21 protein-coding genes are annotated in these 26,170 nt (G+C 61.4%); 19 read left to right on the forward strand and 2 right to left on the reverse strand.

Annotation, left to right across the window (positions count from 1 at the left end; translation table 11 throughout):
* Window positions 1-18: 18 nt before the first annotated feature.
* Window positions 19-348, reverse strand: a complete 330-nt coding sequence (locus J3T93_RS00240; protein ID WP_267430112.1) for a DUF4176 domain-containing protein — start codon at window positions 346-348, stop codon at window positions 19-21.
* A 392-nt stretch (window positions 349-740) separates the two neighbouring features.
* Between J3T93_RS00240 and rpsO the strand changes: the two genes are divergently transcribed.
* The 19 genes from rpsO to J3T93_RS00335 all read left to right on the forward strand — a co-directional run bounded on the left by rpsO (window position 741) and on the right by J3T93_RS00335 (window position 25,646).
* Window positions 741-1,010, forward strand: a complete 270-nt coding sequence (gene rpsO / locus J3T93_RS00245; protein ID WP_220236320.1) for a 30S ribosomal protein S15 — start codon at window positions 741-743, stop codon at window positions 1,008-1,010.
* A 250-nt stretch (window positions 1,011-1,260) separates the two neighbouring features.
* Entirely contained in the window at window positions 1,261-4,020 is a 2,760-nt protein-coding gene (locus tag J3T93_RS00250; protein WP_267430113.1) for a polyribonucleotide nucleotidyltransferase, read from the forward strand.
* A gap of 79 nt (window positions 4,021-4,099) precedes the next feature.
* Window positions 4,100-4,684, forward strand: coding sequence for a LemA family protein (locus tag J3T93_RS00255; protein WP_267430114.1), 585 nt, complete (start codon window positions 4,100-4,102; stop codon window positions 4,682-4,684).
* The gene (locus J3T93_RS00260; RefSeq protein WP_267430115.1) at window positions 4,681-6,945 is read left to right on the forward strand and encodes a DUF2207 domain-containing protein; all 2,265 of its coding nucleotides are present in this window, start codon (window positions 4,681-4,683) and stop codon (window positions 6,943-6,945) included. The genes J3T93_RS00255 and J3T93_RS00260 overlap by 4 nt, the downstream gene beginning before the upstream one ends.
* A 78-nt stretch (window positions 6,946-7,023) precedes the next feature.
* The gene (locus J3T93_RS00265; RefSeq protein ID WP_267430116.1) at window positions 7,024-7,905 is read left to right on the forward strand and encodes an aldo/keto reductase; all 882 of its coding nucleotides are present in this window, start codon (window positions 7,024-7,026) and stop codon (window positions 7,903-7,905) included.
* On the forward strand, window positions 7,902-8,882 hold the full coding sequence (locus tag J3T93_RS00270) for a polyphenol oxidase family protein (RefSeq protein WP_267430117.1): 981 nt from the start codon (window positions 7,902-7,904) through the stop codon (window positions 8,880-8,882). Before J3T93_RS00265 ends, J3T93_RS00270 begins: the two co-directional genes overlap by 4 nt.
* A gap of 118 nt (window positions 8,883-9,000) precedes the next feature.
* Window positions 9,001-9,792, forward strand: a complete 792-nt coding sequence (locus J3T93_RS00275; protein ID WP_220236315.1) for an IspD/TarI family cytidylyltransferase — start codon at window positions 9,001-9,003, stop codon at window positions 9,790-9,792.
* Window positions 9,793-9,814: 22 nt separating this feature from the next.
* Window positions 9,815-10,534 (forward strand): pyroglutamyl-peptidase I, encoded by a 720-nt coding sequence (locus J3T93_RS00280; RefSeq protein WP_220236314.1) that lies wholly within the window; start codon window positions 9,815-9,817, stop codon window positions 10,532-10,534.
* 144 nt (window positions 10,535-10,678) lie between these two features.
* The gene (locus tag J3T93_RS00285) at window positions 10,679-12,409 is read left to right on the forward strand and encodes a DivIVA domain-containing protein (RefSeq protein ID WP_267430118.1); all 1,731 of its coding nucleotides are present in this window, start codon (window positions 10,679-10,681) and stop codon (window positions 12,407-12,409) included.
* A gap of 176 nt (window positions 12,410-12,585) precedes the next feature.
* Window positions 12,586-13,569 (forward strand): CPBP family intramembrane glutamic endopeptidase, encoded by a 984-nt coding sequence (locus J3T93_RS00290; RefSeq protein WP_267430119.1) that lies wholly within the window; start codon window positions 12,586-12,588, stop codon window positions 13,567-13,569.
* Window positions 13,570-13,681: 112 nt separating this feature from the next.
* Window positions 13,682-15,046, forward strand: coding sequence for a C1 family peptidase (locus J3T93_RS00295; RefSeq protein WP_267399362.1), 1,365 nt, complete (start codon window positions 13,682-13,684; stop codon window positions 15,044-15,046).
* Window positions 15,047-15,215: 169 nt separating this feature from the next.
* Window positions 15,216-16,337 (forward strand): 3-deoxy-7-phosphoheptulonate synthase, encoded by a 1,122-nt coding sequence (locus J3T93_RS00300; protein WP_416378816.1) that lies wholly within the window; start codon window positions 15,216-15,218, stop codon window positions 16,335-16,337.
* Window positions 16,334-17,554 carry a 3-deoxy-7-phosphoheptulonate synthase gene (locus J3T93_RS00305; RefSeq protein ID WP_267399364.1) on the forward strand — a complete coding sequence of 407 codons (1,221 nt, stop codon included), beginning with the start codon at window positions 16,334-16,336 and terminating at the stop codon, window positions 17,552-17,554. Before J3T93_RS00300 ends, J3T93_RS00305 begins: the two co-directional genes overlap by 4 nt.
* Window positions 17,555-17,618: 64 nt before the next feature.
* A complete protein-coding gene (gene mtnN / locus J3T93_RS00310) occupies window positions 17,619-18,353 on the forward strand; it encodes a 5'-methylthioadenosine/S-adenosylhomocysteine nucleosidase (protein WP_267399365.1) in 735 nt (244 codons plus the stop codon).
* Window positions 18,354-18,730: 377 nt separating this feature from the next.
* Entirely contained in the window at window positions 18,731-19,252 is a 522-nt protein-coding gene (gene rplJ / locus J3T93_RS00315; RefSeq protein WP_024626821.1) for a 50S ribosomal protein L10, read from the forward strand.
* Between the two features lie 102 nt (window positions 19,253-19,354).
* The gene (rplL, locus tag J3T93_RS00320) at window positions 19,355-19,735 is read left to right on the forward strand and encodes a 50S ribosomal protein L7/L12 (protein WP_015022403.1); all 381 of its coding nucleotides are present in this window, start codon (window positions 19,355-19,357) and stop codon (window positions 19,733-19,735) included.
* 384 nt (window positions 19,736-20,119) lie between these two features.
* A complete protein-coding gene (locus J3T93_RS00325; protein WP_267430121.1) occupies window positions 20,120-21,685 on the forward strand; it encodes an FHA domain-containing protein in 1,566 nt (521 codons plus the stop codon).
* A gap of 8 nt (window positions 21,686-21,693) precedes the next feature.
* Window positions 21,694-25,401, forward strand: coding sequence for a helicase (locus J3T93_RS00330; RefSeq protein ID WP_267430122.1), 3,708 nt, complete (start codon window positions 21,694-21,696; stop codon window positions 25,399-25,401).
* A complete protein-coding gene (locus tag J3T93_RS00335) occupies window positions 25,401-25,646 on the forward strand; it encodes a hypothetical protein (RefSeq protein ID WP_267430123.1) in 246 nt (81 codons plus the stop codon). Before J3T93_RS00330 ends, J3T93_RS00335 begins: the two co-directional genes overlap by 1 nt.
* A gap of 9 nt (window positions 25,647-25,655) precedes the next feature.
* Here J3T93_RS00335 and J3T93_RS00340 read toward each other — a convergent pair whose 3' ends face one another.
* On the reverse strand, window positions 25,656-26,066 hold the full coding sequence (locus J3T93_RS00340; RefSeq protein WP_373312880.1) for an MscL family protein: 411 nt from the start codon (window positions 26,064-26,066) through the stop codon (window positions 25,656-25,658).
* Window positions 26,067-26,170 lie beyond the last annotated feature (104 nt).

The raw sequence follows: 26,170 nt of genomic DNA on the forward strand, positions 1-26,170 counted from the left end.
ATGTGGCCGGTAGCTGAATCAGAGATGAAGGTGGGGGTAGTCGGTTGATTTGGTGGCTTCGTCAAATGTTCGTTCATAGGATTGTTCCTCGGCGTTGATGTATCCCATGAACATTATTTCCGTCACGTCTGGACGGTTGAAGAAAATCGTCTTGGCCGGATCGGTCATGCCATATGGGAATTGTACGGCACCATAGTCAAAGTAACCCGTTGTTCCATTCATGACTGTCAACGGAGCGCGGGCGATGATAACCAGCAGGGTACCCGGGTCCCTTTTGGTCCTCACCACGGATCCCAAAGGAAGAATGGTGTCTTCCGATTTGATGGAGTTCTGATCGGATTGTTTCATTGGGTGCTCTTCTTTGATGGATGGATGAAGTTACATTCCTTCAACTTCTCTAACAACCTATGGCGGTACCACGCAGTACATCACGGTCGTCTCATGTAACACAATACAACATCTTCGCTACGGTGCAAGCAATAACCACGTTCAAGGCAGCGGTGCCATAGTTGGGGAAAGGAATCGATTGTGTTGATTCGTCATGGCCGAGCAGGGGAATTGGCGGAGTTGCACATGTGTATTCATGCAGTACCGACTTCTTTCATTTTGCTGATTCCGTCACTGTTTGCTTGGTCCGCAAAATGTGTATAATGGCTGTTTGGCGTGTTTCGCCCGCGGAACCAGAGCGCTTCGGCATTGGGCCGGTGCACCGCGTAACGGAAAGAAACAGAGGAGGAGCCGTGGCTCTTACGACTGAGCAGAAGCAGGCAATCGTCAAGGAATACGCGACGCACGAGGGCGATACGGGTTCCCCCGAGGTCCAGGTGGCCTTGCTGAGCAAGCGCATCTCCGACCTGACTGAGCACCTCAAGGAGCACCAGCACGACCATCATTCGCGCCGCGGCCTCCTGCTCATGGTCGGCCATCGTCGCCGGTTGCTGGACTACCTTAAGAAGGTGGATATCAACCGCTACCGTTCCTTGGTGGAGCGTCTTGGACTACGCCACTAATATGCATGCTTTCGCCCGGGCCTAGCGCTCGGGCGCTTTTGCATGACTGAACCAGGCGCCGTCGACCCCGGGATGGGGTTACAGAAGATGGTGCCAAATTGAAATGCAAGGCTGGTTCGCAAGGCATAAAGATAGCCGGACACGGGGTTCGGCAGGGCCAGGCCGAAGTACACGGATCTCCGGCAGTTAAGTGATGCCGAGCATCCTGACATCAGGTAGTAAACAAGCAGTAAACAAAAGGAGGAACCCTATGGAGGGTCCCGAAATCACGGCTGTAGAAGCCACGATCGATAACGGATCATATGGCAAGCGCACGGTGCGCTTCGAGACGGGTCGTCTCGCCCAGCAGGCGGATGGGGCAGTAGCCGCCTATCTTGATGACGATTCCATGGTGCTGTCCACGACCACCGCCGGGTCCAGCCCCAAGGAGAACTACGACTTCTTCCCGCTGACCGTCGATGTGGAAGAGAAGATGTACGCCGCGGGCAAGATCCCCGGGTCCTTCTTCCGCCGCGAGGGCCGACCCTCAAACGAGGCCATTCTGGCCTGCCGGCTGATTGACCGCCCCTTGCGCCCCCTCTTCCCGCACACTCTGCGCAACGAGGTTCAGGTCGTGGAGACCATCCTGGCTGTCAACCCCGAGGATGCCTACGACGTGCTAGCTCTGAACGCGGCATCCGCCTCTACCCTGATTTCAGGTCTGCCCTTCGAGGGTCCGGTTTCTGGTCTGCGCCTTGCCCTGATCGATGGTCAGTGGGTGGCCTTCCCGCGCTGGAGCGAGCGCGAGCGTGCCGTCTTCGAGCTGGTCGTAGCCGGTCGTGTGGTCGAGGACGGGGATGTCGCCATCGCCATGATCGAGGCAGGCGCCGGCAAGAACGCCTGGAGCCTGATCTATGACGAGGGCCAGATCAAGCCCGACGAAGAGGTGGTCGCCCAGGGCCTTGAGGCTGCCAAGCCCTTCATCAAGGTGCTGTGCGAGGCCCAGAGCGAGCTCAGGGCCAAGGCCGCCAAGCCCACCAAGGACTTCCAGCTCTTCCCTGAGTACACCGACGAGCTTTATGCTCGCATCGACCAGGTGGCTCATGCCGACCTGGACCAGGCCCTGTCCATCGCGGAGAAGCTGCCCCGCCAGGATCGCATTCACGAGATCAAAGAGAAGGTCCGCGAGGCTCTGGCTGATGAGTTCACCGACATGGACGAGGCCGAGAAGGACAAGGAGCTGGGCAACGCCTTCAAGGAGCTCCAGCGCCAGATCGTCCGCCGCCGCATCCTGACCCAGGACTACCGCATCGATGGCCGTGGCCTGCGCGACATCCGCACACTGTCCGCTGAGGTGGACGTGGTGCCCCGCGTGCATGGTTCCGCCCTCTTCCAGCGTGGCGAGACCCAGGTGCTGGGCATCACGACCCTGAATATGCTGAAGATGGAGCAGACCATCGACGCCCTGTCTGGCCCCACCACCAAGCGCTACATGCACAACTACGAGATGCCACCCTATTCGACCGGCGAGACCGGCCGTGTGGGTTCGCCCAAGCGTCGCGAGGTGGGTCATGGCAACCTGGCCGAGCGCGCCCTGATCCCGGTTCTGCCCAGCCGCGAAGAGTTCCCTTACGCCATCCGTCAGGTCTCCGAAGCCATCGGCTCCAACGGGTCCACCTCCATGGGCTCCGTCTGCGCCTCCACTCTGTCCTTGCTGGCTGCCGGCGTGCCCCTGAGGGCTCCTGTGGCGGGCATCGCCATGGGCCTGGTCACAGGCGAGGTCGACGGTCGGCCCACCTACAAGACCCTGACCGACATTCTGGGCGCCGAGGATGCCTTCGGCGACATGGACTTCAAAGTGGCTGGCACCTCCGAGTTCATCACTTCCCTGCAGCTGGACACCAAGCTGGACGGCATCCCCGCCGACATCCTGGCCGCCGCCCTGCAGCAGGCCAAGGAGGCCCGGGCCACCATCCTCGACGTGATCAACGAGTGCATCGACGGGCCTGCCGAGATGAGCCCCTATGCGCCGCGCATCATCACCACCCAGGTCCCGGTTGACAAGATCGGCGAGGTCATCGGTCCCAAGGGCAAGATGATCAACCAGATCCAGGAGGACACCGGCGCCGACGTCTCCATCGAGGACGACGGCACGGTCTACATCGCCTCCGAGGGCGGCGAGGCGGCGGCCAAGGCCAAGGAGGTCATCGACCAGATCGCCAACCCGCACGTGCCCGAGGCGGGGGAGACCTTCAACGGCAAGGTGGTCAAGATCACCAGCTTTGGCGCCTTCGTCAACCTGACACCGGGCACCGACGGACTTCTGCACATCTCGCAGATTCGCAACCTGGCCAACGGCGAGCGCATTGACTCCGTGGAGGATGTTCTCAAGGAGGGCGACACCGTCGAGGTCATCGTCCAGGGTGTGGATGACCGAGGCAAAATCTCCTTGGCAATCCCAGGCTTCGAGGACCAGGAGTCTGCAGGAGGCCGTGACCGTGGCGGCCGTGGAGACCGTCACGAGCGCGGCGGCCGTGGTGACCGCGATCGTCGTGATCGCCGCAGCCGTTCCTCCGAGCGCGAGGATCGGTATGAGGCCCCGCGTCGCTCCCGTTCCGAGCGTGATGATCGCTACTACGATGACGAGGACCAGGAGGACCGTCCCCGGCACCGTCGTCAGAGCCGCGACCGCGACTATGAGGATGACGGTGACTGGTTCGAGGACGAGGACCGTGGCTCCCGTCGTGCTCGCCGTCGAGTCTCCCGCGATGATGACGAGGATCGTGGCGGCCGGGGCCGTGGCGAGCGTCGCGGCCGCAGCAGCCGTTCCGAGCGTGATGGCCGCAATGATCGTGGCGGTCGTCATGAGCGTCGCTCCTCCGGACGTGGCGGCTATCGTGGCCGCAGGGAGAACCCGCGCTATGCGGCCGACGAGCACTACGACGAGTACCGGGCTGACCGGGAGGAGCGCTCAGAGCGCCCCCGTCGCCGCGTGCGCAGGGACTTCGATCCCTTCGACAGTGAGGACTGATTCCCGCTGATGACAGGACCCCGTCTGTTGGACGGGGTCCTGTTTTGTCTGCAGACCCTCCCGTGAGAGAACGGGAAACATGTCCGTATCACTGATTGTGCTTATCGTCATCGTCCTGCTGGTCGTGTTGCTGGTCATCTGGGGCATCAGGGCTTATAACGGCTTGGTTAATCTGCGTAACCGGGTGGCCAATGGCTGGGCGCAGATCGACGTTCAGCTCAAGCAGCGTGCCGACCTGGTGCCCAATCTGGTCCAGACGGTTAAGGGCTACGCCTCACACGAGTCCACCGTCCTGGAGGAGGTCACCAAAGCCCGCGCTGATGTGGCCCAGGCTCAGACGGCTGGCGGGGATCAGATGCAGGCCCGTGCTGATGCCGAGCAGCGGCTGGGTCGATCCCTGGTCACTTTGATGGCTCGGGCGGAGGCCTACCCTGAGCTCAAGGCCAACCAGAACTTCCTGGACTTGCAGCGTCAGCTCAAGGACCTGGAGGACAAGATCGCCTACGCCAGGCAGTTCTACAATGATGTGGTTCAGAAGTTCAACACCCGCATCGAGACGGTCCCCTCAAACATCATCGCATCCCTCTTCCACTTCCGTCAGGCCCAGTACTTCCAAGCCGACGAGGGCAGCCGTCAGGCGCCAGTTGTGGACTTCGGACAGTGAACGCCCCAGCAGCCTCCTCCGGGAAGGCGGCCTCGAATCATCCCTCCTCGGGCCATCCCTCTTGGAGCACCTCACGCTTTCTCGGGGCCTTGGCGCTGGCTCTGGTGGCAGCCTTGGTGACGTGCCTCGCTGTCCTGTATATCTCCAACAGGAATCGTCCCGACCTGGTATACGATTCGGTGGATTATGATGTCCAGGTCCTGAATAATGGGGATTTGCGTATCAGTCAGACCCTGACTGTCACCATGAATTCCCGCGAGGACGACCACGGCAAGAAACGCCCTTGGCGGGAGCTCTACCACCGCTATCAGATCAAGCCTGACCGGTTGACCGGCATAAGCGACGTAAGCGTGACTGACCTGACTAATGGCTCCACATATAGGCAGACCAACCCGCTAAAGTATCCTGATGATGTCAGGTACATTCACGACTGGGACAAGAACTGGGCTGGCACCTGGTATATGGGCATAGTCTCGGACTCAGAATTGGAATCCTACGAGCCGGGCGACCCGAACCAGGGGTCCGCCTGCGGCGATCAAGGGAACCAGTGCCAGGTGGAGCTGGGCTGGAACATTCCGCAGACTGCCAAGGATTCAGGACGGCGCTTCCGCATCGACATGACCTTCCACGGGGTCACCACTGCCCATCCCGATGTGGCCGAATTCCAATGGGAGCCCGTGGGCGACACCAACCAGATTCCCGTTGAGCATATGAGCGCCAATGTCAAGCTGCCCAAGCAGACAGGAACGGAGAAGGGCAAGGACGCGAAGGCCTGGCTGCACTTCGTTGGCAGGGGTTCCTACGATGTGGTAGATGACAGCCGTATCCGATTCTCCGCAGACCACATCGAGCCGGGCCAGCATCTGGATTTGGTGGTGCTCTTCGATGCGGGGAGGACTTCCTCGGTGGTCAGGATCGATTCCCGACCGGCGCGTGTCCGTATCGTCGATCAGGAACGCCAGCAGTATGATCGCTGGCACGCTGAGCAGACCAGACGGGCGCGGATCGGACTCTTGACGGGCGTCTTGGTGCTCTTGGCTGCTATCGCGCTGATTGCAGTAATGCTTTGCCATGCCTTCCGCAATTATGGAGACTCCCAGTACCAAGGCGATATCATCTACTACCGTCAGCCTCCTGATCTGTCACCCGCCGTGGCCGCCGTTATCAACGATGTGATGCTGACCCGAGAATCCCTTATTGACAGGCAATTGTCAGCAACCATTCTCTCCCTGGCCTCCAAGCGGGCCATCGCTCTTGTTCCTGTCAAGTATGAGGACCGGGCGAGTTTCTGCGAAGGATCCGTGACCACCCAGGTGAGGCGCTTGCTGCTCAAAGGCAAACAGCAGTCCATGGAGGTGGTCATCAATCCGGTCTGCAGCAAGGATCGAGCATCCCTGGCCCTGTCCTCAAGCGAGGAAGCCTGCCTGAGCATGCTGGAAGGTGCCTCCACTCTGATTGGCTCCGAGAATGAACGCTTCGACCTGTATGAGATGATTGCGCTCTTCGCCAAGACTGAATCCGATAATGGCAGGGCCTACCTGGATGCTTTCTACCAGGCTGTCGAGTATGAGACCGACAATGCCGACCTGCGCGCCTATCGTCATAATGTAGGAATCTTTGCCTTCCTGGCTGTGCTCTTGGCTGCTTTCATTCTGTTGGCCGGATTCCTGCCGGGCACCGTACTGGTACGTGCGCCCTTGGCCATGCTTCTGGTGGCTGTGGTGACATTCTCCTTGCGCTATAACTGTTGGCGGGTGCTGAGCAGGAATGGACAGCCCATGGCCGGCCAGGTGTCGGGACTTCGGCGCTATCTGCTTGACTTCAGCGATTTTAGCCACCGTGGTGTGGAGGATCTGGTGCTCTGGGACCGTTACCTGGTTTACGCTACGGCCTTCGGCATAAGCGACCGGGTCGTCGCTCAGCTGGCACAGGCCAGCCCTGAACTGACCGACTCCGACTGGCTGAATGACAATGCGCGCGGCAGCCTGCTCTACTGGACCTTCCTGCCTTACAGCCAGGATGTTGCGGCGGCTTCCTCCCTGAGTGACCCTGAAGCATTGGCTGTCAATTCAGCGCTCGGCCAAGGTGGCGTGATTGATTTGGGTACTCAATTGACCCAGGGACTCGACCAGATTGGCGGCCTGATTGGCATGGCCAGCGGCAACGGCTCTGGCAGTGTTATTGGTGGGTTTGGCGACGGCGGTGGCTCCTTCGGCGGTTCCGGTGGTGGTTCCGGTGGTGGTTCCTTCGGCGGCCGCTGAGACCGGGCCGCCAGTTAAGCTCGATGGGAGGCCGGCGGTGTCGAAGCCGGCCTCAATCTACAAGACGGGAGTACATGCATGACATCGTCGATGCGGGCCTTGGGGCCCTTTACTACGACAGCGGTCGGACTGGGTTGCATGGGATTGTCCATCGAGGGCAAGCCGGACCAGGCAACGGCCATTGGCGTCATCCACCAGGCCCTGGATGCCGGTTGTCGACATCTGGATACCGCCTGGTCATACTACGAATCGGGCGGCCCCGAACAGACCAACGAGCGACTGGTTTGCCAGGCTTTGGACTCCTGGAAGGGCCCCCGTCAGGACGTGCTGGTGGCCACCAAGGTTGGGCACTACCGCAACTTCACCGACGGACGGCCCACCTGGGCTGTGGACGGTCGGCCGGAGAGCCTGATCCGGCATGCCAAGGAGTCCGCTCAGGCCTTGGGCGTGGACACCATTGATCTGCTCTACATGCACCGGCCTGATCCGCAGGTGCCCTACCAGGAGTCCCTGGAGGCCATGGCCGAGTTGGCCAAGCAGGGCGTGGCCCGGACCTTAGGCGTCTCCAATGTAGATATTGAGCGGATGGACCTGGCTCGCAAGATTCTGGGCGATGACCTCGTAGCCGTGCAGAATCAGTTCTCGCCTACCTTCACCAGTTCCCGCCAGGAGCTGGACCATGCGGCCGAACTGGGTCTGGCCTTCGTCTGCTGGAGCCCCCTGGGAGGGTTCCGAGCGCCCAAGGACGAAACCCGTTATGATGCCTTCCGGCAGGTGGCTCAGGAGCGCGGCGTCTCCCACCAGCGCGTGGTCCTGGCCTGGGAACTGTCCCAGAACAGCAACATCTTTGTGGTTCCCGGGGCTCACAGGGCGGCCACCATTCTGGATTCCCTACAGGCGGCTGACATGGAACTGAGCGAGGACGAGATGGACCGCCTGAACCGGGCGGCGACTGCATGAGTCCCAAGCCTGAACCAAGAGAGCAGGGCAGCCAGAGCGCTCAGGGCCAAGCCTGGGATCGGGAACGGACCTTACTGGACAGCAGTCCCCTGTCGCCACTGGACGATCAGGGCCGGCCGATCCCAGTCACCATTCCCATTGCCTTAGCGCCTGGGATCAAAGTGGTCTACACCACCAGGCTGGGCGGGGTCTCCTCGGGCGATTATGCCCAGCTGAATCTCGGCGGCAAGGGGGGCGACGACCCACAGGCGGTGGCTGCCAACCGTCAGGCCCTGCGCCGCCAGCTGGACCGTCCCATGGTCCTGGTGGATCAGGTTCACTCAGCCAGGGTCTGGGACGCTGACCAGGGTCAGCCCCAAGGGCGCTGCGAGGCCGATGCGCAGGTGACCACCCGTCGTGACCTGGCCCTGGGCATCTTCGCGGCCGATTGCCTCCCTGTGCTGCTGACCGACCCCCAGGCCGGCGTGACGGGTGCGGCACATTGCGGTCGTCGTGGTTTGGTGGCTGGCGTCATTCCAGCCACAGTCCAGGCTATGGCCGACAAGGGCGCCAACCCCTCCAGGATCGTGGCAACGCTGGGGCCTCGGATCTGCTCAGACTGCTATCAGGTGCGTTCGAACCTGGCTGATGACTTCGAGAAGCGCTTCCCTGGCGCACCCGGACCATGCCGATTCGGCGGAATCGCCATCGACATCGCCGCTGCAGCCAGAATGGAACTGAAGGCGGCAGGAGTGACCCGTATCGTTGACTCCACCCCGTGGGTCGCTGCCGCCACCAGTTACCTTTGCCAGGATCCGGATCTGGAAGAGCTCTGCAGCCATGACAATGAGGGCCCCTCCCTGTCGAGGCGTCTTGAGGACCTGTGCCGACCCTTGTGCACCCTGGAGAATCCGCTCTGGTACTCCCACCGCCGGGCCTCGCTGGCCAGCAAGGCGGGGGAGGGGCGCATGCTGGCCCTTATCCTGGCCGACGACTGATGCAGTATATTGATTGATTGGCTTCTGACAGCTGGAGCAGGCCTCGGGTGCAGATGTTCGGTGCAGATAGCACCGGGTCTGCGCCCCTTCCTGTCCTGGCGTGAGTACCGTTGAGTTTATGAGTGAGAGCAGAGCATCAGCAGCCCCGTCCGAGGCCAGTCAGGATAGCGCAGAGCCGGAGGAGCAGATTCAGCCAGTTGTGGCGGTGATTCTGGCGGCCGGGCTGGGCGTTCGATTCGACGAGAACAACCCTAAGCAGCTGGTGCAGGTGGGCGGCAAACCCATTATCACCTGGTCAATTGACGCCTTCCAGCTCAATGCCCGCGTCACCGACATCCTGGTCGTGGTCAATGATCGCGTGCGGGAGGCTGTCGAGGCTATCGTGGGCGATGACACCTATGACAAGGTCCGCACGGTCATCCAGGGCGGCATCGAGCGCATGGACAGCACCGAGGCTGCCCTGCAGACCCTGGCTGATGCGGAGATCCCCCAGGATGCCAAGCTGCTCATCCACGATGCGGTACGCCCTTTCGTCAGCCAGGAATCGATCGATGGCTGCATCGATGCCTTGGATGCATTCAACGCCGCAACTGTGGCCGTGGCCTCGACCGACACCATGCTGATGGCCGGCGACCTGGGCGAGCGCAAGGTGGTGCGTCAGGTGCCCAATCGTGACAACATGTTCCGGGCTCAGACCCCGCAGGCCTTCCGCTTCGGCACCCTCCGCAAGGCCTACGACCTGGCCGCTGCGGACCCTGATTTCCATCCCACTGATGACACCAGGGTCGTGGTGGACCGTCTGCCTGAGGAGCCGGTGGCCATTGTGGCCGGCAGCGTGACCAACATGAAGATCACCCTGCCATCGGACGTGCCCATGGCTGAATGGATAGCGCGCTCCCTGGCCGGGTGAAGTCCTGTGTACCATGGGGCACATGGAGCAGATCAAGGTCATCGTCGCCGGATACGACCATTACAAGGGTGTTGACGTCAACCCCTCAAGCCAGGTTTCCCAGGCCCTGGCCGAGCATGGCATGGAGGGCATGCGCCCTGCCGGTCCCACTGAGGAGGATCCTTTGGAGGGTGTGGATCTGGCTATTTCATCCGTCACCATGCCTGTCAGCTTCGCCAAGGCCTGGCCTATGCTGCATGAGGCCATAGAGCGGGTGCACCCCGATATCATCATCGCCACGGGGCTCAAGCGTCGGGCTCGTGGCATCGCCATGGAGCGCTGCGCCGTCAACCTCAAGGAGGACGACGCTGACGACCATGAAAACTCAGGGGAGCAGGAGCCTCGCAATCCCGTCCGCAAGACCAGTAGCCAGCCCATAGATCCCCAAGGTCCGGCTGCCTACTGGACCCGACTGCCGCTGAGAGCCATCCTGCACGATTTTGGCACCTGCGGCATTCCGGCCACACTCAGCTCGGACGCGGGCACCTATGTCTGCAACGCGCTTTTCTACAACCTCTTGGCATGGGCTGCAGGACACAAGGATGTCCTGGCCGGGTTCGTCAGCCTTCCCCTGGTCAACGAAAGCGGCGGACAGGAGTGCGGCCTGCCCCTGGATCAGCAGATACAGGCTGTACGCGAGGTGGTCAATGAGACTATTCGCTACTATCGGAGGCCCTCCTCCAGCCCCATTCTTATTGCCTGAGCCCCGTATGTAAGGTCAATGTGTCGGCAGCTTGTCAGACGGCAAATTTCGGCCTGTCATGGGGTAGAGTCGAGGTAAATCCACCGGACCGAAGACATCTTTGTCACGGGCCGGCATGTCCTGGTGGCGAAGAGGAGTGTTTCCATGGCCGAAGATCAGTTTCCCGTTGTCCTTCGAGGCTATGACAAGGAGCGGGTCGACCAGGCCCTGGCGGCCTCGCGGAGCAATCTGGCCCGGTTGCGTCAGCAGATCAAGGCCGATGACGATCGCATTCTGAAGCTGGAGGCGGAACTCCAGGAGGCCAAGTCACGCAAGGTCGAACAGCCGCGCAACTCATTCGCCTCCCTTGGGGCCAACGCCCAGCAGCTGCTGGCCTCGGCCGAGCAGACCAGCACCGAGCTGCTCAACCGCGCCAAGCAGGATGCGGCATCCACTAAGACTTCCGCCCAGGAGAAGGCGACGACCCTGGTCAACGAGGCCCAGCTTGAAGCCAAGCACATCGTGGACGAGGCCAACGCCAAGGCCAAGTCCATCGTCGAGGCCGCCAACGACGAAGCCAGGACCGTCACCACCACCGCCAAGCAGCAGAGCGAGCAGAGCAAGTCCGCAGCCGACAAGGTTGTGGCCGAACGTCGCCAGGCCCTGGACCTGGAGCTTCAGAACTCCCGCGAGGAGCACGAGAAGCGGCTGGCCACCAGCAAGGCCACCCAGGACAAGGAGCTGTCCGAGCAGAAAGCCAAGGCCGCCAAGGAGATCGCCGACAAGCGGCGCAAGAGCGACGAGGAGATCGCCAAGCTCAAGAAGGATGCCAACGATCAGATTCAGAAGGCCCTGGCTGAGGCCAACAAGAAGCTGGCCGACGTGCGCGAGCAGGTCTCCAAGAGCCTGAATGACGCCCGCAGGCAGGCTTCGGAGATCACCGACAAGGCCAAGTCCGAGGCCCAGCAGATTGTGGACGAGTCCAAGGTCACCAGCGCCGAGACCATGGCCAAGGTCAATGCTGAGGCCGAGCAGGTCCGCTCCGATATTGCAGCCCAGCAGGAGGATGCCACCAAGAAGGTGAGCGAGCTGCTCAAGAGCCTGGAGGAACGGCGGGTCAAGACCGAAAAGGAGACCCAGGAACTGATTGATCAGGCCAAGGCCACCCGCAAGGATGCCGACTCGTTCGCCTCCTTCAAGCGTGAGGAGTCCGAGCGCAAGGCCAGCCAGCTGCTGGAGGAGGCCAAGCAGCGCGCCCAAACCGAGATCGAGGACCAGCGCAAGGCCGCCCAATCCGAGCTTGACGGGCTCAAGGACCACATCGCCAAGCTGCAGCACCGGGAGGCCACCATTACCTCTCGGGTCGACGAGCTGCGGAACATCTTCTCCAAGTCCTTCGGCAATTTCGACGGCTTCCATGATGAGGCTGTGATCAATGACCAGGACGAGGGGCAGGCGCCCAGCGTGCCAGTGGTCAACGCTGTACCTGCTGCGGATCCGCTGCCGGCCCCTGCTTCGTCGGCTTCGGCGACATCCTCGGAGGCTGAAGGCGAGGATCAGGCCGTCGATCAGCCCCTTGCCGATGCCCAGGCAGACGCCCCTCAGATACCGGTCGATCCGGTTCCAGCCAGCCAACCGACCGATGGCGTGGCCACTGATTCCACCAGTAATTCCGAGGATGATGCCAACGTAGCTGCGTCTGTCAGGTCCTCAGCCAATATGCCTACTCAGGTTCTGCCCTCTCCGGCGCCGAGCGCCCTTCCCGATGCATCCGCCCAGGCCGATGACGCGCCGGCCCAGGATGAGGCCGGACAGGTGGAGAAGGCAGTCACCGATCAGGAAACTACGGTTATTCCGCCCATCAACGACGACGCTACCCCGACCGATCGGGACTGATCAGCAAAGGACATTGTTCCTTGGGGCCGGATCGCAGGCATGGTCTGCGATCCGGCCCTGTTGTTCTGCCTTGCTTGGAAGTTGGGTAGCCGTCAATCTCGGCCAGAACCCCTGCTGAGGCCTAGAGTCGATAGTGAAGAGGTGCAGGCCAAGGGTCACGGGGTTGGGAGAGCGTCATGCAGCAATCACGGCACGCGTCATCACATGTGTCTGGCACGGGGTCGTCCGGGTCGGCTGCGGCTTCTCGCCCATGGAGCGCCCAGGTGCGCCGTGGAGTGGACCTGCAATCCCTCTATGCCCTGGTGTATCTGGTGGTGGCCAACCTGATCGCAGGGGTTCTGAATCTGCCCTCGGTGGCTGCGGCCCTGGGCATTGCCCGTCAGCCAGGGCTGGGGGATCTGCTGGGCGATCTGGTCATGCTGGTCTTTCTCTTCGGCACCCGCGGCCAGGATCTGCTCGGGCGCGGTTCCAACCCTGTGCAGTACAAGGCGCAGACCAATCCTGGTCCGGCCGTGCTGATCGGGGCCATCCTGCTGATCATGCTGGCCAGCAGCATCGAGACCGGCTTCACCTGGGTGGTCAACCAGGGATCACAGGCCCTGGGGCTGGTCTACCACTCCACCACCTCCCAGATCGCGGCGGGCCAGCATGGGTTCCTGTCGCCCCTGGATACGGCCATCCTGGTCCCCGTCGTCGAGGAGTTCCTGCTACGCGGCGTGGTCATGGGCAGGCTCAAGCCCTACGGACGAACCTTCGCCATCATCACCTCCTCCTTTATCTTCGCCTGCCTGCACGGAGACATCACCCAGAGCCTGTTCACCTTCCTGCTGGGTCTGGTTTTGGGTGTCATCGCCATGGAATACTCCATCCTCTGGTCCATGGCCCTGCATATCTTCAACAACCTGGTTTTGGCTGACGCCATGATGTGGCTTACCCAGACGGTGCCGGCCCGCACCGGCATGATGATCAACCAGGTGATGACCCTTCTGGGCTTGGTTGGGGGACTGATCGTCCTTTGGCTGATTCGTGGACAGCTGGCAGATCGCCTGCGCGCCAATCGCTCACGCCCCGGAACCTACAAGGGCTGGATCTCCCTTGGGCTGGCTGTCCTGGTGGTCCTGGCAGTGGTCAATGCAGCCCAGCGCTTCTCCCTGGCCTGACAGGTACAGTTGTCCACATCCTCCGCCAGACGAACCCTCAATGACCGATTCCCGCTATGCTGGATGCAGGGATGCAGAAACATCCGCATGAAAGGAAACAAGGACAGACCGTATGACATCAGCACTGACACCACTGGATCAGAACCGCTTGGAGGATCTGCGGACCGCCTTCGATGAGCGCGAGGCCAACCATGTCGCCATGAACGCCGTCACTCAGGTAGGCATTGACGAGGTGGCCCACAACTATAATCGCTCCCGCCTGCTTCAGCACCGATTTTCGGTCAGCATCGACAATGGCACGGTCACCTCGCAGGCGCACTCCGGCCGTTGCTGGCTCTTCAGCTCGCTGAATGTAGCCCGGTTCGTGGCCCGCAAGGCTCTGAACATTGATGGCGAAAGCACAGCCAACCCCATGGGCGACTTCGAGCTGTCCCAGAACTATGCCATGTACTATGACAAACTTGAGCGCGTCAACTACTTCCTGCGGGATGTGGCGGTTCTGGTGCGGGCCGGCGAGCCTGTCGACTCCCAGCTCATGCGCTTCCTGATGGGCGATGTCATGGGCGATGGCGGCCAGTGGATCATGGCCATGAACATCTATAAGAAGTACGGCGCAGTGCCCAAGCAGTTCTATCCCGAGACAGCCTCCTCCCAGAACACCAGCCAGATGAATGATCAGCTGCGTCGCCTGCTCCATCAGGCCACGGCTCACATGGTGGCCAACCCGGACGGGATCGACGGGATCATCGACCGGACCCTGGAGGCCGGTCACCGTATCCTGACCATTCATCTGGGCACTCCGCCCACCAGCTTCGACTGGGAGTGGACCGACAAGGATGGCGTCTTCCACCGGGATGGGCGGATCACCCCGCAGGAGTTCTGGAAACGCTACGTGAATGCCGGGCTTGAGGACTATGTCTGCCTGGTCGACGATCCGCGCCCCGAGCACCCCAAGGGCCGCAAGATTGGCATCGAGCACCTGGGCAACGTGGCTGGCGGCGATCCCACCGAGTACCTGAACGTTCCGGTGGAGGTCATGAAGGACTGTGCTCGTCGTCTGATGAGCGAGCATGGTCTGCCGGTCTGGTTCGGCGCCGACTGCCACCCCATGATGGACCGCAAGGCCGGTCAGTGGGCCACCGACCTGTTCGAGTACGGCCGGGTTTATGGTGTGGACTTTGACATGGACAAGGAGCAGCGGGTGCGCTTCGGCGATTCGGCCCAGAACCATGCCATGGCATTCGTGGGCGTAGATGTGGCCGATGACGGCCGGACCACCAACCGCTGGCGGGTGGAGAACTCCTGGGGCGGGGACATTGCCAACAAGGGCTACTTCATTATGAGCGACGACTGGTTCAGTCAGTATGTCTATGAGGTGGCCGTGCCCAAGTCCATGCTGTCCGAGGAGTATCGCCAGGCCTTCGATCAAGAGGCCATCATGCTGCCCGCCTGGGATCCCATGGGTGCCCTAGCCTGATCAACGTCATCAATTTATCCATCTAATTGTTCGTTTCCGTGGTCTGCATGGATCGCGGGAACGAACCGTCCGCATTGGTCCGGATGCGGGCGGTCATAAGGAATTCGGGCAAGATCGTCGCAGTACGACAGAGAGGAGAGCGACCGTGGCATTCGTCAAGGAACCGGATATCATCCCGGAAGAGGGGCGGCAGTATTTTGCCGATACGGCCGTCTTTCCCGAAACAGTGGATGTCAACATTCGTCAGCTGGATCCCATCCCGGCTCCCAGGGTTTTTCTGCGCTCGCGACCCCTGGATCCGGAGCGTATGGAGCTGGTACGGGACTCCCGCCAGGCCATTCGCAATGTTCTGCATGGCAGGGACGACCGGCTGCTGGTCATCACCGGCCCCTGCTCAGTCCACGACCCGAAGGCTGCGCTGGAGTACGCCCGTCGCCTGTCGGCGGTCAATGAGCGGTTGAAGGATCGGCTGCTGATCGTCATGCGGGTCTACTTTGAGAAACCCCGGACCACGGTGGGATGGAAGGGGCTAATCAACGACCCCGACCTGGATGGAACGTTCAACATTCGCAAGGGGATTCGCCTGGCTCGTCAGGTGCTCTGGCAGGTCTTGGGCCAGGGGATCCCGGCGGCCACAGAATGGCTGGATCCCATCACCCCACAATATCTCTCTGACGCGGTCAGCTGGGGAGCCATCGGTGCTCGGAACACGGAGAGCCAGGTCCACAGGGAGCTGGCCAGCGGCATGTCCATGCCCATGGGTTTCAAGAATTCGACCGAGGGCAGCGTAAAAGCAGCGGTCGATTCCTGCCTGGCAGCATCATCCGAGCATCACTTTCTGTCCATCAATCTGGATGGCCATGTCATCGCTGCCGAGACCAGGGGCAATCCAGATTGTCACTTGATTCTGCGCGGTTCCAGCCATGGCCCCAATTACGATTCGGAATCCGTCCGGTCCGCCCTGGAAGTCATGCATCAGGCTCCGCTGGGTCCTGGAGCCTGCCGGGGCCTGATCGTCGATGCAGCCCATGGCAACTGTAGCAAGGATCCAGTGCGTGAGGCCCAGGTGGTTGAAGAGTTGGCAGACCGCCTCGCCAAGGGTGAGCAGGGCCTGTCAGGCATCATGATGGAGAGTTTTCTTGAGGGCGGCCACCAGAAGCCGGCCCCACTGGATCAGCTGGTCTTCGGCCAGTCCGTCACCGATGCCTGTATTTCCTGGGACAGGACCGAGGAACTGCTGCAGATCCTAGCCGATGCTGTGCAAGCTCGTCGGGAAAGGATGAAGGCATGAGCCGGATGAAGGATGAGCCGCAAAAGCCTCTGCCCCGACCCAGCAAGGCCTACGAGGTTGAACTGGTGCACAAAGCATTGGCGGCTGGCGTCAACCCTTTGCAGACGGGGAACGTGCCCAGGTGGGAGGACGAGGTAGGCATAGGCCGGATCGTCAACAGGCGAGTTTTTGAGCTTGACCGTTTGCCTTCGCCCGCGCAGATGCTGACTCGTTATCCCTTGGATGGACCGGCCAAGGAACTGGTCATCCGCTCCCGGCAGGAGATCGTGGATTGCCTGCATGGGCGGGATGACCGGTTGTTGGTCATTGTGGGCCCCTGCTCCATCCACGACCCCGATGCCGCACTGGACTATGCTCGTCGTCTGTCGGCCGTCAATGAGCGGTTGAAGGATCGGCTGCTGATCGTCATGCGGGTCTATTTCGAGAAACCTCGGACCACTGTCGGTTGGAAGGGTCTGATCAACGATCCCGACCTGGATGGCAGCTATAACATCCAGAAGGGCCTGGTCCTGGCACGGCGCATTCTGCTGGGGGTGCTGGAAACCGGACTTCCGGCGGCCACGGAATTTCTTGAGCCTACATCGCCGCAGTACATTTCTGATGCGGTCAGTTGGGGGGCCATCGGTGCCCGGAACACGGAGAGCCAGGTCCATCGGCAGCTGGCCAGCGGCATGTCCATGCCCATCGGCTTCAAGAACGCCACGGACGGCAGCGTGGATGTGTCCATTGATTCCTGCTATGCGGCCTCTCAGCGCCACACCTTCTTCGGGATAGACCATGAGGGTCAGGCTGCGGCAGTGGCGACCATGGGCAACCCCGACTGCCATCTGGTCCTTCGCGGCTCCAAGTCCGGCCCCAACTATGATCAGGATTCGGTGCGGGCAGCCCTTGCCGTACTGCGCAAGCGCATGCCTAAGGACAGCGCGGCTGCCCACGGACTGCTCATCGATGCTTCCCACGGCAATTCCGGCAAGGACGAGCGCCGCCAGATCCAGGTTGTCCATGAGCTGGCCCGGCGGATAGGCGACGGTGAGGAAGGCGTCACTGGCCTGATGATGGAGAGTTTCATACGTGGAGGCAATCAGCAGCCGGCCCCATTGGACCAGCTGGTCTACGGGTGTTCGATCACCGACCGTTGCATCTCCTGGCCTGATACTCAGGACCTGCTGGAGGAGCTGGCAGGAGCAGTGGACCGCCGTCGAAGCGCGGCTCGTTGACTTGCGCCTGCAGTAGTCTGGTCGGGCTGCAGTTGCAGGTGAAATCTTGGATAAGGAGTCAGGTATGAGCGAAGCGGATGCTTCCCTGAAGGGTGAAGATCGGCGGCCGGTTGCCGTCATCGGGGCCATGGATGAGGAGGTGGCCCTGATCGGCCGAGGTCTGAAGCAGGGGGATCGGGATCCCCATGCTGGTGATGCTGGCCTGAAGGTCATATGTGGCACCCTTGATGGGGCACACGGCCCGGTTCGTCTGGCTGCCACCGTGGGTGGCATGGGCACTGTCAACATCGCCGCCACCACACAGTATTTGATCGATGCCTTCCATCCCAGGGCCGTTATCTTCTCTGGTATTGCGGGCAACCTGAACAAGGATCTGCACATCAACGACGTGGTCCTTGGAGGCACCCTTCGCTATCTGGACACTGATATGCGCTTGGTGGCCCAGTCGGCCCCCGGCACCGAGGAGTTCCACTCGGATCCTCACCTGCTGGATCTGGCAAGCCGGACCCTGGACTCCATGGGGATCAAGCACATCGTTGGCACCATTGCGACAGGTGACTACTTTGTGGACAGCCCTGAGAAGATTGCCGAAGTCAAGGAGCAGACCGGGGCCGATGCGGTCGAGATGGAGGGAGCAGCTGTCTGCCATGTGGCGGCCCGCAACAAGGTGCCAGCCCTGGTTATTCGCGCTCTGAGCGACAATGCCGACACCGACTATGAGGTCTTCCGGGAGTTCGACATCTCCGAATATGCCGACACGGCCGCCAGGCTGGTGCTGGGCATCGTGCGCGAGCTCTGAACGCCGGTCAGCAAGGAGCCCTCGGCCGTGCAGCTTGGCACCTATGGGCTAGCGATTTGATGGGTTGCGTCCGTCGTGGCCTGGGTGCCATGAATCTGCTGAGGTCCTGCAGTCCGCAAATCTGGCTGGAGGCGAGCTCGTTGCGCCTGCGAACTTGACGGCTGCAGCTGACCTGTGTACTATTGCCCCTTGCATACCAAAGACCGTTGGTCGGGACCCTTGGGTCTCCTAAGTTCGGTTGATCGAGCCAGCACAGGTTGAGTTTTAAATTGGTCCTTGTGGCCTGTTTTCCGCTCTGCCTGTCGGCAGGGCTTTCTTTTTGCCTGCCATGCTCGGTCGTCCGGTTCCCTCCAGAGGTCTGTCTAGGAAGGAACGCCATGAAAAGGCCCGAAAAGGAAGAGGCTGTCGCCAGGCTGACGGACAAGTTCCGTGACGCCGATGCCATCATCCTCACCGAGTACCGCGGGCTCAGTGTTCCGCAGGTCGCCGATCTGCGGAACAAGCTAGGCCGCGATACTTCCTACAACGTGGCGAAGAACACGCTAGCCCGGATTGCGGCCAAAGAGGCTGGAATCGAGGGTCTCGATGAGATGCTTGCCGGCCCCTGCGCCATCACCTTCGTCAAAGGTGATTACGTCAATGCCGCCAAGACGTTGCGTGATTTCGCCAAGGACAACCCGGCATTGATCGTCAAGGGCGGCTTCATCGATGGAGCCGTTGCTGACGCGGATGCCATGAAGAAGATCGCGGATCTGGAATCCCGCGATGTTCTGCTCTCCCGTATGGCCGGCGCGCTCAAGGGCACCATGTCCAAGGCCGCCAACCTGTTCGTCGCTGTGCCTACCAAGGCTGTGCGCACGTTCGACGCCCTGCGCGAGAAGCAGGAAAAGGCCGCCTGAGTCCACGGCCACTGGCCCGGATCCATACGGCAAACACAAAAAAAGATGTTCGGTGATCGGCTACCAGTCAATGCCGGTCGTCACAAATGAAAGGAAGCCATTATGGCCAAGCTCTCCGCTGACGAGCTCATCGACGCGTTCAAGGAAATGACTCTGGTCGAGCTGTCCGACTTCGTCAAGAAGTTCGAGGACGAGTTCGACGTCGAGGCCTCCGCCCCTGTGGCTGTGGCGGCTGCCGCCCCCGGTGCTGCTGCTCCGGCCGAGGAGGAGAAGACCGAGTTCGACGTCGTGCTCTCCGCCATCGGCGACAAGAAGATCCAGGTCATCAAGGCTGTCAAGGCCATCACCAACCTGGGCCTGGCCGACGCCAAGGCTCTGGTCGACGGCGCCCCCAAGACCGTTCTGGAAGGTGCCAAGAAGGAGGATGCCGACAAGGCCAAGGCCCAGCTGGAAGAGGCCGGCGCGACCGTCGAGCTCAAGTAGTCATCGGCTCTTTCTGAGCCCTTGCATGCTGGAAAGCCCTGTGTCGTCACCGACGGCCCGGGGCTTTCCCATACCCTGGGGGATTGGTGTGCCTGTTGGGTCGGCCTTGGACCAAACGATTATGAGTCGTTTGCTATCCGCACAAGAGTGGATCGAAGTGTCTGAATTGATTCATGGCAGGCAATGAGCCACCTGCCGTTTACCACAATCAGACCTGCAGATACTCCCGATCCGGACGGCTCCAAGAGGTGCGCTATGCCTGCGAGCCTCTCATGTGTCCTTTATCAGGTAATTCGGCACGCAATCAATCCTATCTCTGGGTTTCATGACAGAATAGGCGGTAGTACCGAGTGAAGGCGGCTGCAGATTTGGGAGGTCGAAAACGTGAGTGACGATCGGCGACCGGGGCAGGTGTGGATAATCAAGTTCAATGGGGCGGAAGAGACCCGGCTCAAGCCTGGCGAGACCGTCGAGATTGGCCGCAAGCCCCTGCGTCCGCTGGCCGATGACGGTCGGCGCCGTCTGGAGGTGCCCGATCAGACTAAATCCATGTCCAAACGACATGCCATTTTTTCCGTTGACCAGGACGGTCTGGCCACCCTGCGCGATATGGGTTCCACCAACGGCTCCTATCTGATCCAGTCAGACGGCTCCCTGGTCAGGCTGCCTGTGGACGCCGCCTTCCCCCTATCCAGCAGCTCGGCTCGCTTCCAGTTCGGTGATGTCCCCGTCGACTTCGTGCGCATCAACAATCCCGAAGAGGATACGACCAATCCCTCGCCCCAGGTGCCTGACCTTTTCTCATACTCCACACAGCCCCGGGGCATGGTGGAGCCTGATGCGGCTGAAATGTCTGTCGATGACATTCTGGACATGCGCGCCGGCGAGCCCACTGGCATCTTCAAGGCCGACGGGGTTCGCAACCGGGTCACTGCCCTTCACGATATGGCCTTGGGCGCTGCCAAGACAGCCGATTCTTCCCCAGAGACCGGCGGCGCTTCACCAGATCGTCCCAGGAATGCCCCAGCCACTCGCGGTTCGGAGGGCAATCCGTCATCGACTTTCTCAGGTAGGCCGGAACCAGCAGATTCCCAAGGCCCGCAAGTTCGTTATTCTGACAATGCTGATTCAGCCGAGCATGGCCAGACCGACAGGAGACCGGCCGATGTCGGTTCGGCTGAGGGCCAGGAATCATACCCTCGCGGAGCCTATTCCGACCAGCCGGATGATGGAGTATTCGAGGACCGCGAAGGTGGCCGGCGTGGTGGCGATGCTCGCCAGCCTCTGCCATGGCAGGAACGCGAATCCGAGCAGAGTCTTCCCTTGGTCGGTATTCGGGAGGAGGATAGCCTGCCGGTCGATCGCGATCTTTTCGCTGATGCTCGTCGTTCCCGTTCCGCTGAATCGGCCCCCGATCAGGATCGCTATGACCAGGATGCTCGCGATGATCGCCGTCATCGTGATGATCGCGCAGTTTCCGGCCGCAGGGGTTATGCAGATGGTCAATCTCGGCAAGGCCGGGTGAGCGAAGCGGACACAGGCCAGGGATTCACTCCACTGGGGGCCGTAGAGCTGGCCCGCCTTTCCAAGAAGGAGTCAGATCAGGATCGACGTCCTCAGCCAGCGGATCAGCCGGATGATGACCAGCGGTATCAGCCGGCTTTCGAGCCTGGATCCGTTTTTGAGCGGGTTTCCAAGGGTGACTATGACCGTGGTCAGGAGGCCATCGAGGTGGATGGGATGAGCTCCGATGATGCCAAACGCACCGGGGATTTCGCCCTGCAGTTCGCCATGGCCAAGCATCGCCAGTTGCTGCCCTTCCTGGCGATGAATCCGGCCCTCTATGATGATCTGTACGCCTGGTTGGAGGCTCAGGGCGACCAGGACATCGACGCGGCCCTGCGTAACAATGACGGGTATCACGAATATCTGAACGCCGTGCGGAAGTGAGTGGACGGATGAGCGAGACGGTAATGAGCACCGGTGGATCGGAAGAGGACAAACGGGCTGATGCACAGGCATCAGCGGCTGGGTCCTCCTCCGAGCGTGCGGCAGAAGAGGTCAAGGCTCCGTTGACTCCCCTGGAGCGAATCCGGGGATGGCGCCAGGACTATCAGAACCAGGTGGGACTGACTCCCTTGGAGAATGTGTCGCAGCTGGCCGCGCAGATGGATCTGACGCACGCGCATCCTTCCGGGATTGCCCAGCTTTTCGCCAGCGGCCAGGTTCATCTGGATGCGCTTTTCCGGGATCGCGGCATGCTGCGTGCGGCTCACCGTCGTATGGAGCGGGTTCTGGATGATCAGGCCGCCAAGGAGCGTGCCAGCGGTTTCGCCCAGCTCTCCATGGTGGTGGGGGTGGCTGCCTGGCAGGGGCGCGACATGCCCGTACTGCTCTATCCCGTGCGCATCGATGAGAGCACACAGGGGGCATCCAGGGCCTCTATCAGATTCACAGGCAAGGTGGATCTTAATCCTGCTTTGATCTCGGCCATGCGCGAGCGGGGCATCACCCTGGATCCGGATCGTCTGTTTTCCGCCTCCCATTATCAGGGCGGCACACCTGAAACCTCGTCGCTTTTCAAGGACATGACGGCCCTGATCACGCCGCATATCAGCGACTTCACCATTGGGCGGAAAATCGTTCTGGGGTGCTTTATTGAGCCATCGGCACAGCTGTTGGGCGAGAGCCTGCGGATTCTGGACCGGATGACCGCTGGATCCACCGGCAACGATTTGCTCGATGCCCTAGCTGGCGACCAGGCAGCCTCCGAGCGGCTCAAGGGCGGACCAGTGCCCGACTACAGCCCCTTCGATGCTGACCCTCACAGCGAGTTTGAGGCTGGAGATGTGGACAACCGGGTCCGTTATGCTGCCCAGCTGGTGGCGACCGGGCACAGCGTGCTTGTGGATGAGCAGACCGGCCGTCACAGCGCCGATGATGCCCTGGCCATCGCCTCGCGCTGCGTCACCGCCGGCAGGACCGTGCTCTATGTGCCCTGCGTGGTGGAGGAGAAGCGGCGTTTCCAGCATCGTTTGGATGCCGCTGGGATGGCTGACATGGCCCTTGATCTGACCGACGACCAACTGGGCAGGATCCTGGACCAACGACTGATCGATGCAGTGGGGTTCAAACCCGGCAAGTCCAGCGAGCATTTTGATCAGGTGGCTGACGAGCTTGTGGGTGTCCGCTCCCGACTGACCCGCTACCTGGGCGATCTGCATGGGGTGGATTCCAGTTGGGGGGTTTCGGCCTACCAGACCATTCAGAATCTGGCCAACATTGCCAATATGCCTACGCATCCTGCCACCCGTGTCCGTCTGGGCGCGGCCACGGCCCACAACCTGCAGCCCGAGCTGGATACGTGGGCGGACAAGCTGGAGAGGGCTGCCGAGCTGGGCGAATTCGTCATCGGTCCCCAGGACACCCCCTGGTACGGCGCCACCCTGGTCAGCGAGAACGAGGCTGTGGACGCTTACTCCCGCGTGGTTCGTCTTCTGCAGCGGCTTCTGCCGGACACCCGTGAGCAGGTCAAATCCACTGTAGAGACCTGCGGATTCCCTGTGCCGGCCACCGTCAAGGATTGGGGGCGGCAGGTGGTGGTCCTCAAGAACCTGCGCCGGGTCCTGGATGTCTTCCAGCCCTCCATCTTCGAGCGCGACATCCCCGCCATGATCGAGGCCACCAAGTCCAAGGCCGATCGCAAGGCCAATGGCACCAATCTGGGATTCTGGGAGCGTAGACGTCTGGTCAAGGAGGCCAAGAGCCTGCTCAGGCCCGGTGCCCAGGTCGAGGATCTGCATGAGTCGCTGGTGGTGGTCTCCAAGCAGGCCGAGCAGTGGCGGACCTTCGTCCCTCACGGTGGCTGGCCGGTCCTACCGCCCAAACTGGACGTCATCATCGACACGCAGGAATCCCTGATCCGCGACATGACAGCTCTGGACACCGTCCTGGATTCGACTCCGGCAGGCGGCGATCTGGAGACCATGGACTTCAACAAGGTGGAGGAGCGGCTCAAGGCGCTCTTTGACGACCATACAGCCTTGGATACCTTGCCCGAGCGCTGCGCTTTGGAGGGTGAATTCAGCGAGGCAGGGCTGCAGGACCTGGTCCAGGACCTGCGCAACCGTCAGGTTGAAGGCAAGGCGGTACGGGCCGAGCTGCAACTGGCCTGGTGGACCACGGTCTTCGATGACATCATGCGCTCCTCGCAGATCATCTCCAACCAGGATGGTTCCGCCCTGTCCAACGCAGCCGACCGTTTCAGCCAGGTGGATGCCCAGCATGTGGCCAGCGTAGGGCCCATGGTTGCCCAAGAGAGCGAAAAGCGTCTGTCTGAGCTGCTCTTTTCGCGCACCCAGGAGGCCAATCAGCTGCACACTATGCTGGCCGGCAACCCCGGTGCCTCCCTTGCGGTCTTCCAACAGGCCCACCCTGGCATACTGTCGGCGGCCAAGCCCATCATCATCGCGACTCCGGCCACGTTGGCAACGAGGACCAATCCGACACAGCTGGCCGACACGGTCATCATCGATGCCGGGGCCCATATGCCTTCCATCCAGGTGCTGACTGTGCTGGCTCGGGCACGGCAGGTGGCGGTCATCGCCCACCGGCCTACCATCACTTCGGATGGCCTTCTGCAATTGATCGACCATCTGGTCCCGGTCACCGTCAAAGCCCGCCCCTCACGCCGCTCGACTCGGTTAGGCGCCTTCCTGAAGGATCACGGCTATGGGGATCTGTCGGCACCTGTCCCCGATTGTCGGGAACCTGGCAGGGTTACCCTGACCAGGGTGGAGGGCGCTGGCGTCCCGGTCATGGCCACCGGTCTGGTCGAGTCCAGTCAACAGGAGGTCGCTGCCGTTGTCGACATGCTCAAGCGCAGGGCAGGATCCTTCTCCCTGGTGCCGAACAGTTATCTGCTGACTGTGGTCACCCTGTCGGCAACCCATCGTTCCCGGCTAGGTGCCGAACTCAAATCGGCAGCAGCCAAGGACAGGGTTTTTGCCAAGTTCCTGCGGCATGTACGCATCGTCGGCATTGACGAGGTTTGTGGTGCTCGAGCCACGGATGTAATCCTCACTCTGGGCTTTGCCAAAACCACCCACGGTCGTCTCCTGCAGCAGTTCGGCGATCTGGAAGGCGAAGGGGGCAAGGGCATGCTGCTGGATGCTCTTGTTCTGCCGGATCGGAATTTGGACATCGTCGCGGCATTTTCCGCCGAGGATCTGGAGGACGACCGCCTTCACCAGCCCGGGCCGCGTCTGCTCAAGGATCTGCTGACCTGGGCTGAGCACCCTGATGCGGAACCGGTCCGACCTGAGCAGGCCGAGCAGTCCACCAATGTGCTCTTCCGGGATCTGGCCCAGCGGCTGCGGACCCGGGGACTGGATGTAGCCCTGGATTACGGGTACGACCAGGCGCCCAGAATTCCGCTGGTGGTCGGGCTCAAGAACAAGCCCTATGCTTTGGCGGTGCTGACAGACGACGCCGAGTTCATGCATACCCAGTCCACCCGGGAACGTCACCGTTTCACCACCGAGGACCTGCAGTATCTCGGATGGTCGGTTATGACCGTCTGGAGCGTTTCGGCCTTTGTCAACCCTGACAAAGAAGCCGACAGGATCGTCGCTCGCCTTGCCGATATCTACCAGCAGGCGCGTTAATGGCGAAGGATGATCAGCCAGAACGCGGGAAGCAGAACGGTGAGCCCAGTGAGCCTGCAACTTCGCGCCCGCGTCGGCATCACCGGGTGGTTCGCCCAGGCAGGGAACGGTTCGATGTTGATGGCACCGAGGAAGATCCTCAGGACCGGGTCTGCGCGCAGGATCGTCTTGACGGGGATGACCGGAGGATCCTGGGCGAGCTGCCTCCGCATTGGGGGCTCTTCCCCAATGAGCGCGGCGACTGACCGCTGATCCTAATCCTGACCCTTGGGCAGTTCGGTTCCATCCTGTTGCCTGTCTGTACCTGTTGACCGGTGGATATCGTCGGCGATCTGGCGAAGCAACTGCAGGCTCTGGTCTTGCGGGCTGGGTGCATTGGGCTGGTCCTTGATGCCCGAGGCCGCCCGGCTCAGTTGCCGCAGCTTGTTGATGGGCATGATGATGCAGAAGTAGACGGCGATGGCGATTAAGAGGAAGTTGAGCAGAGCCGTCAAAATGGCGCCAAAGGAAATAGTGGCGTTCCGGTAGCTGATGGTCAGGAGTCCCGACAGGTCCGGTTTGCCGAAGATCATGGCGATCAGCGGGCTGATCAGATTGTTGACGATGGCGTTGACCACGCTGGTCACCGCCGAGCCCATGACCACGCCCACGGCCATATCCACCATGGATCCGCGCGAGATGAACTGCTTGAACTCGCCCAGCACGCCCTTGTTGCTGATCTGTGAGATTTTGTGGACTGCTTCGGCGGTATCCTTGGCCGCCACCTGAT

It is taken from the genome of Bifidobacterium sp. B4111 (genome assembly GCF_026537235.1).
Lineage (GTDB): Bacteria > Actinomycetota > Actinomycetes > Actinomycetales > Bifidobacteriaceae > Bombiscardovia.

What these genes read in the sequence shown, in the direction of transcription:
- J3T93_RS00240 (WP_267430112.1), bottom strand. Translation starts at nt 348, where the DNA reads ATGAAACAATCCGATCAGAACTCCATCAAATCGGAAGACACCATTCTT.
- J3T93_RS00250 (WP_267430113.1), top strand. Translation starts at nt 1,261, where the DNA reads ATGGAGGGTCCCGAAATCACGGCTGTAGAAGCCACGATCGATAACGGA.
- J3T93_RS00255 (WP_267430114.1), top strand. Translation starts at nt 4,100, where the DNA reads ATGTCCGTATCACTGATTGTGCTTATCGTCATCGTCCTGCTGGTCGTG.
- J3T93_RS00265 (WP_267430116.1), top strand. Translation starts at nt 7,024, where the DNA reads ATGACATCGTCGATGCGGGCCTTGGGGCCCTTTACTACGACAGCGGTC.
- J3T93_RS00270 (WP_267430117.1), top strand. Translation starts at nt 7,902, where the DNA reads ATGAGTCCCAAGCCTGAACCAAGAGAGCAGGGCAGCCAGAGCGCTCAG.
- J3T93_RS00275 (WP_220236315.1), top strand. Translation starts at nt 9,001, where the DNA reads ATGAGTGAGAGCAGAGCATCAGCAGCCCCGTCCGAGGCCAGTCAGGAT.
- J3T93_RS00280 (WP_220236314.1), top strand. Translation starts at nt 9,815, where the DNA reads ATGGAGCAGATCAAGGTCATCGTCGCCGGATACGACCATTACAAGGGT.
- J3T93_RS00285 (WP_267430118.1), top strand. Translation starts at nt 10,679, where the DNA reads ATGGCCGAAGATCAGTTTCCCGTTGTCCTTCGAGGCTATGACAAGGAG.
- J3T93_RS00290 (WP_267430119.1), top strand. Translation starts at nt 12,586, where the DNA reads ATGCAGCAATCACGGCACGCGTCATCACATGTGTCTGGCACGGGGTCG.
- J3T93_RS00295 (WP_267399362.1), top strand. Translation starts at nt 13,682, where the DNA reads ATGACATCAGCACTGACACCACTGGATCAGAACCGCTTGGAGGATCTG.
- J3T93_RS00305 (WP_267399364.1), top strand. Translation starts at nt 16,334, where the DNA reads ATGAGCCGGATGAAGGATGAGCCGCAAAAGCCTCTGCCCCGACCCAGC.
- mtnN (WP_267399365.1), top strand. Translation starts at nt 17,619, where the DNA reads ATGAGCGAAGCGGATGCTTCCCTGAAGGGTGAAGATCGGCGGCCGGTT.
- rplJ (WP_024626821.1), top strand. Translation starts at nt 18,731, where the DNA reads ATGAAAAGGCCCGAAAAGGAAGAGGCTGTCGCCAGGCTGACGGACAAG.
- rplL (WP_015022403.1), top strand. Translation starts at nt 19,355, where the DNA reads ATGGCCAAGCTCTCCGCTGACGAGCTCATCGACGCGTTCAAGGAAATG.
- J3T93_RS00330 (WP_267430122.1), top strand. Translation starts at nt 21,694, where the DNA reads ATGAGCGAGACGGTAATGAGCACCGGTGGATCGGAAGAGGACAAACGG.
- J3T93_RS00335 (WP_267430123.1), top strand. Translation starts at nt 25,401, where the DNA reads ATGGCGAAGGATGATCAGCCAGAACGCGGGAAGCAGAACGGTGAGCCC.
- J3T93_RS00340 (WP_373312880.1), bottom strand. Translation starts at nt 26,066, where the DNA reads ATGGTGGATATGGCCGTGGGCGTGGTCATGGGCTCGGCGGTGACCAGC.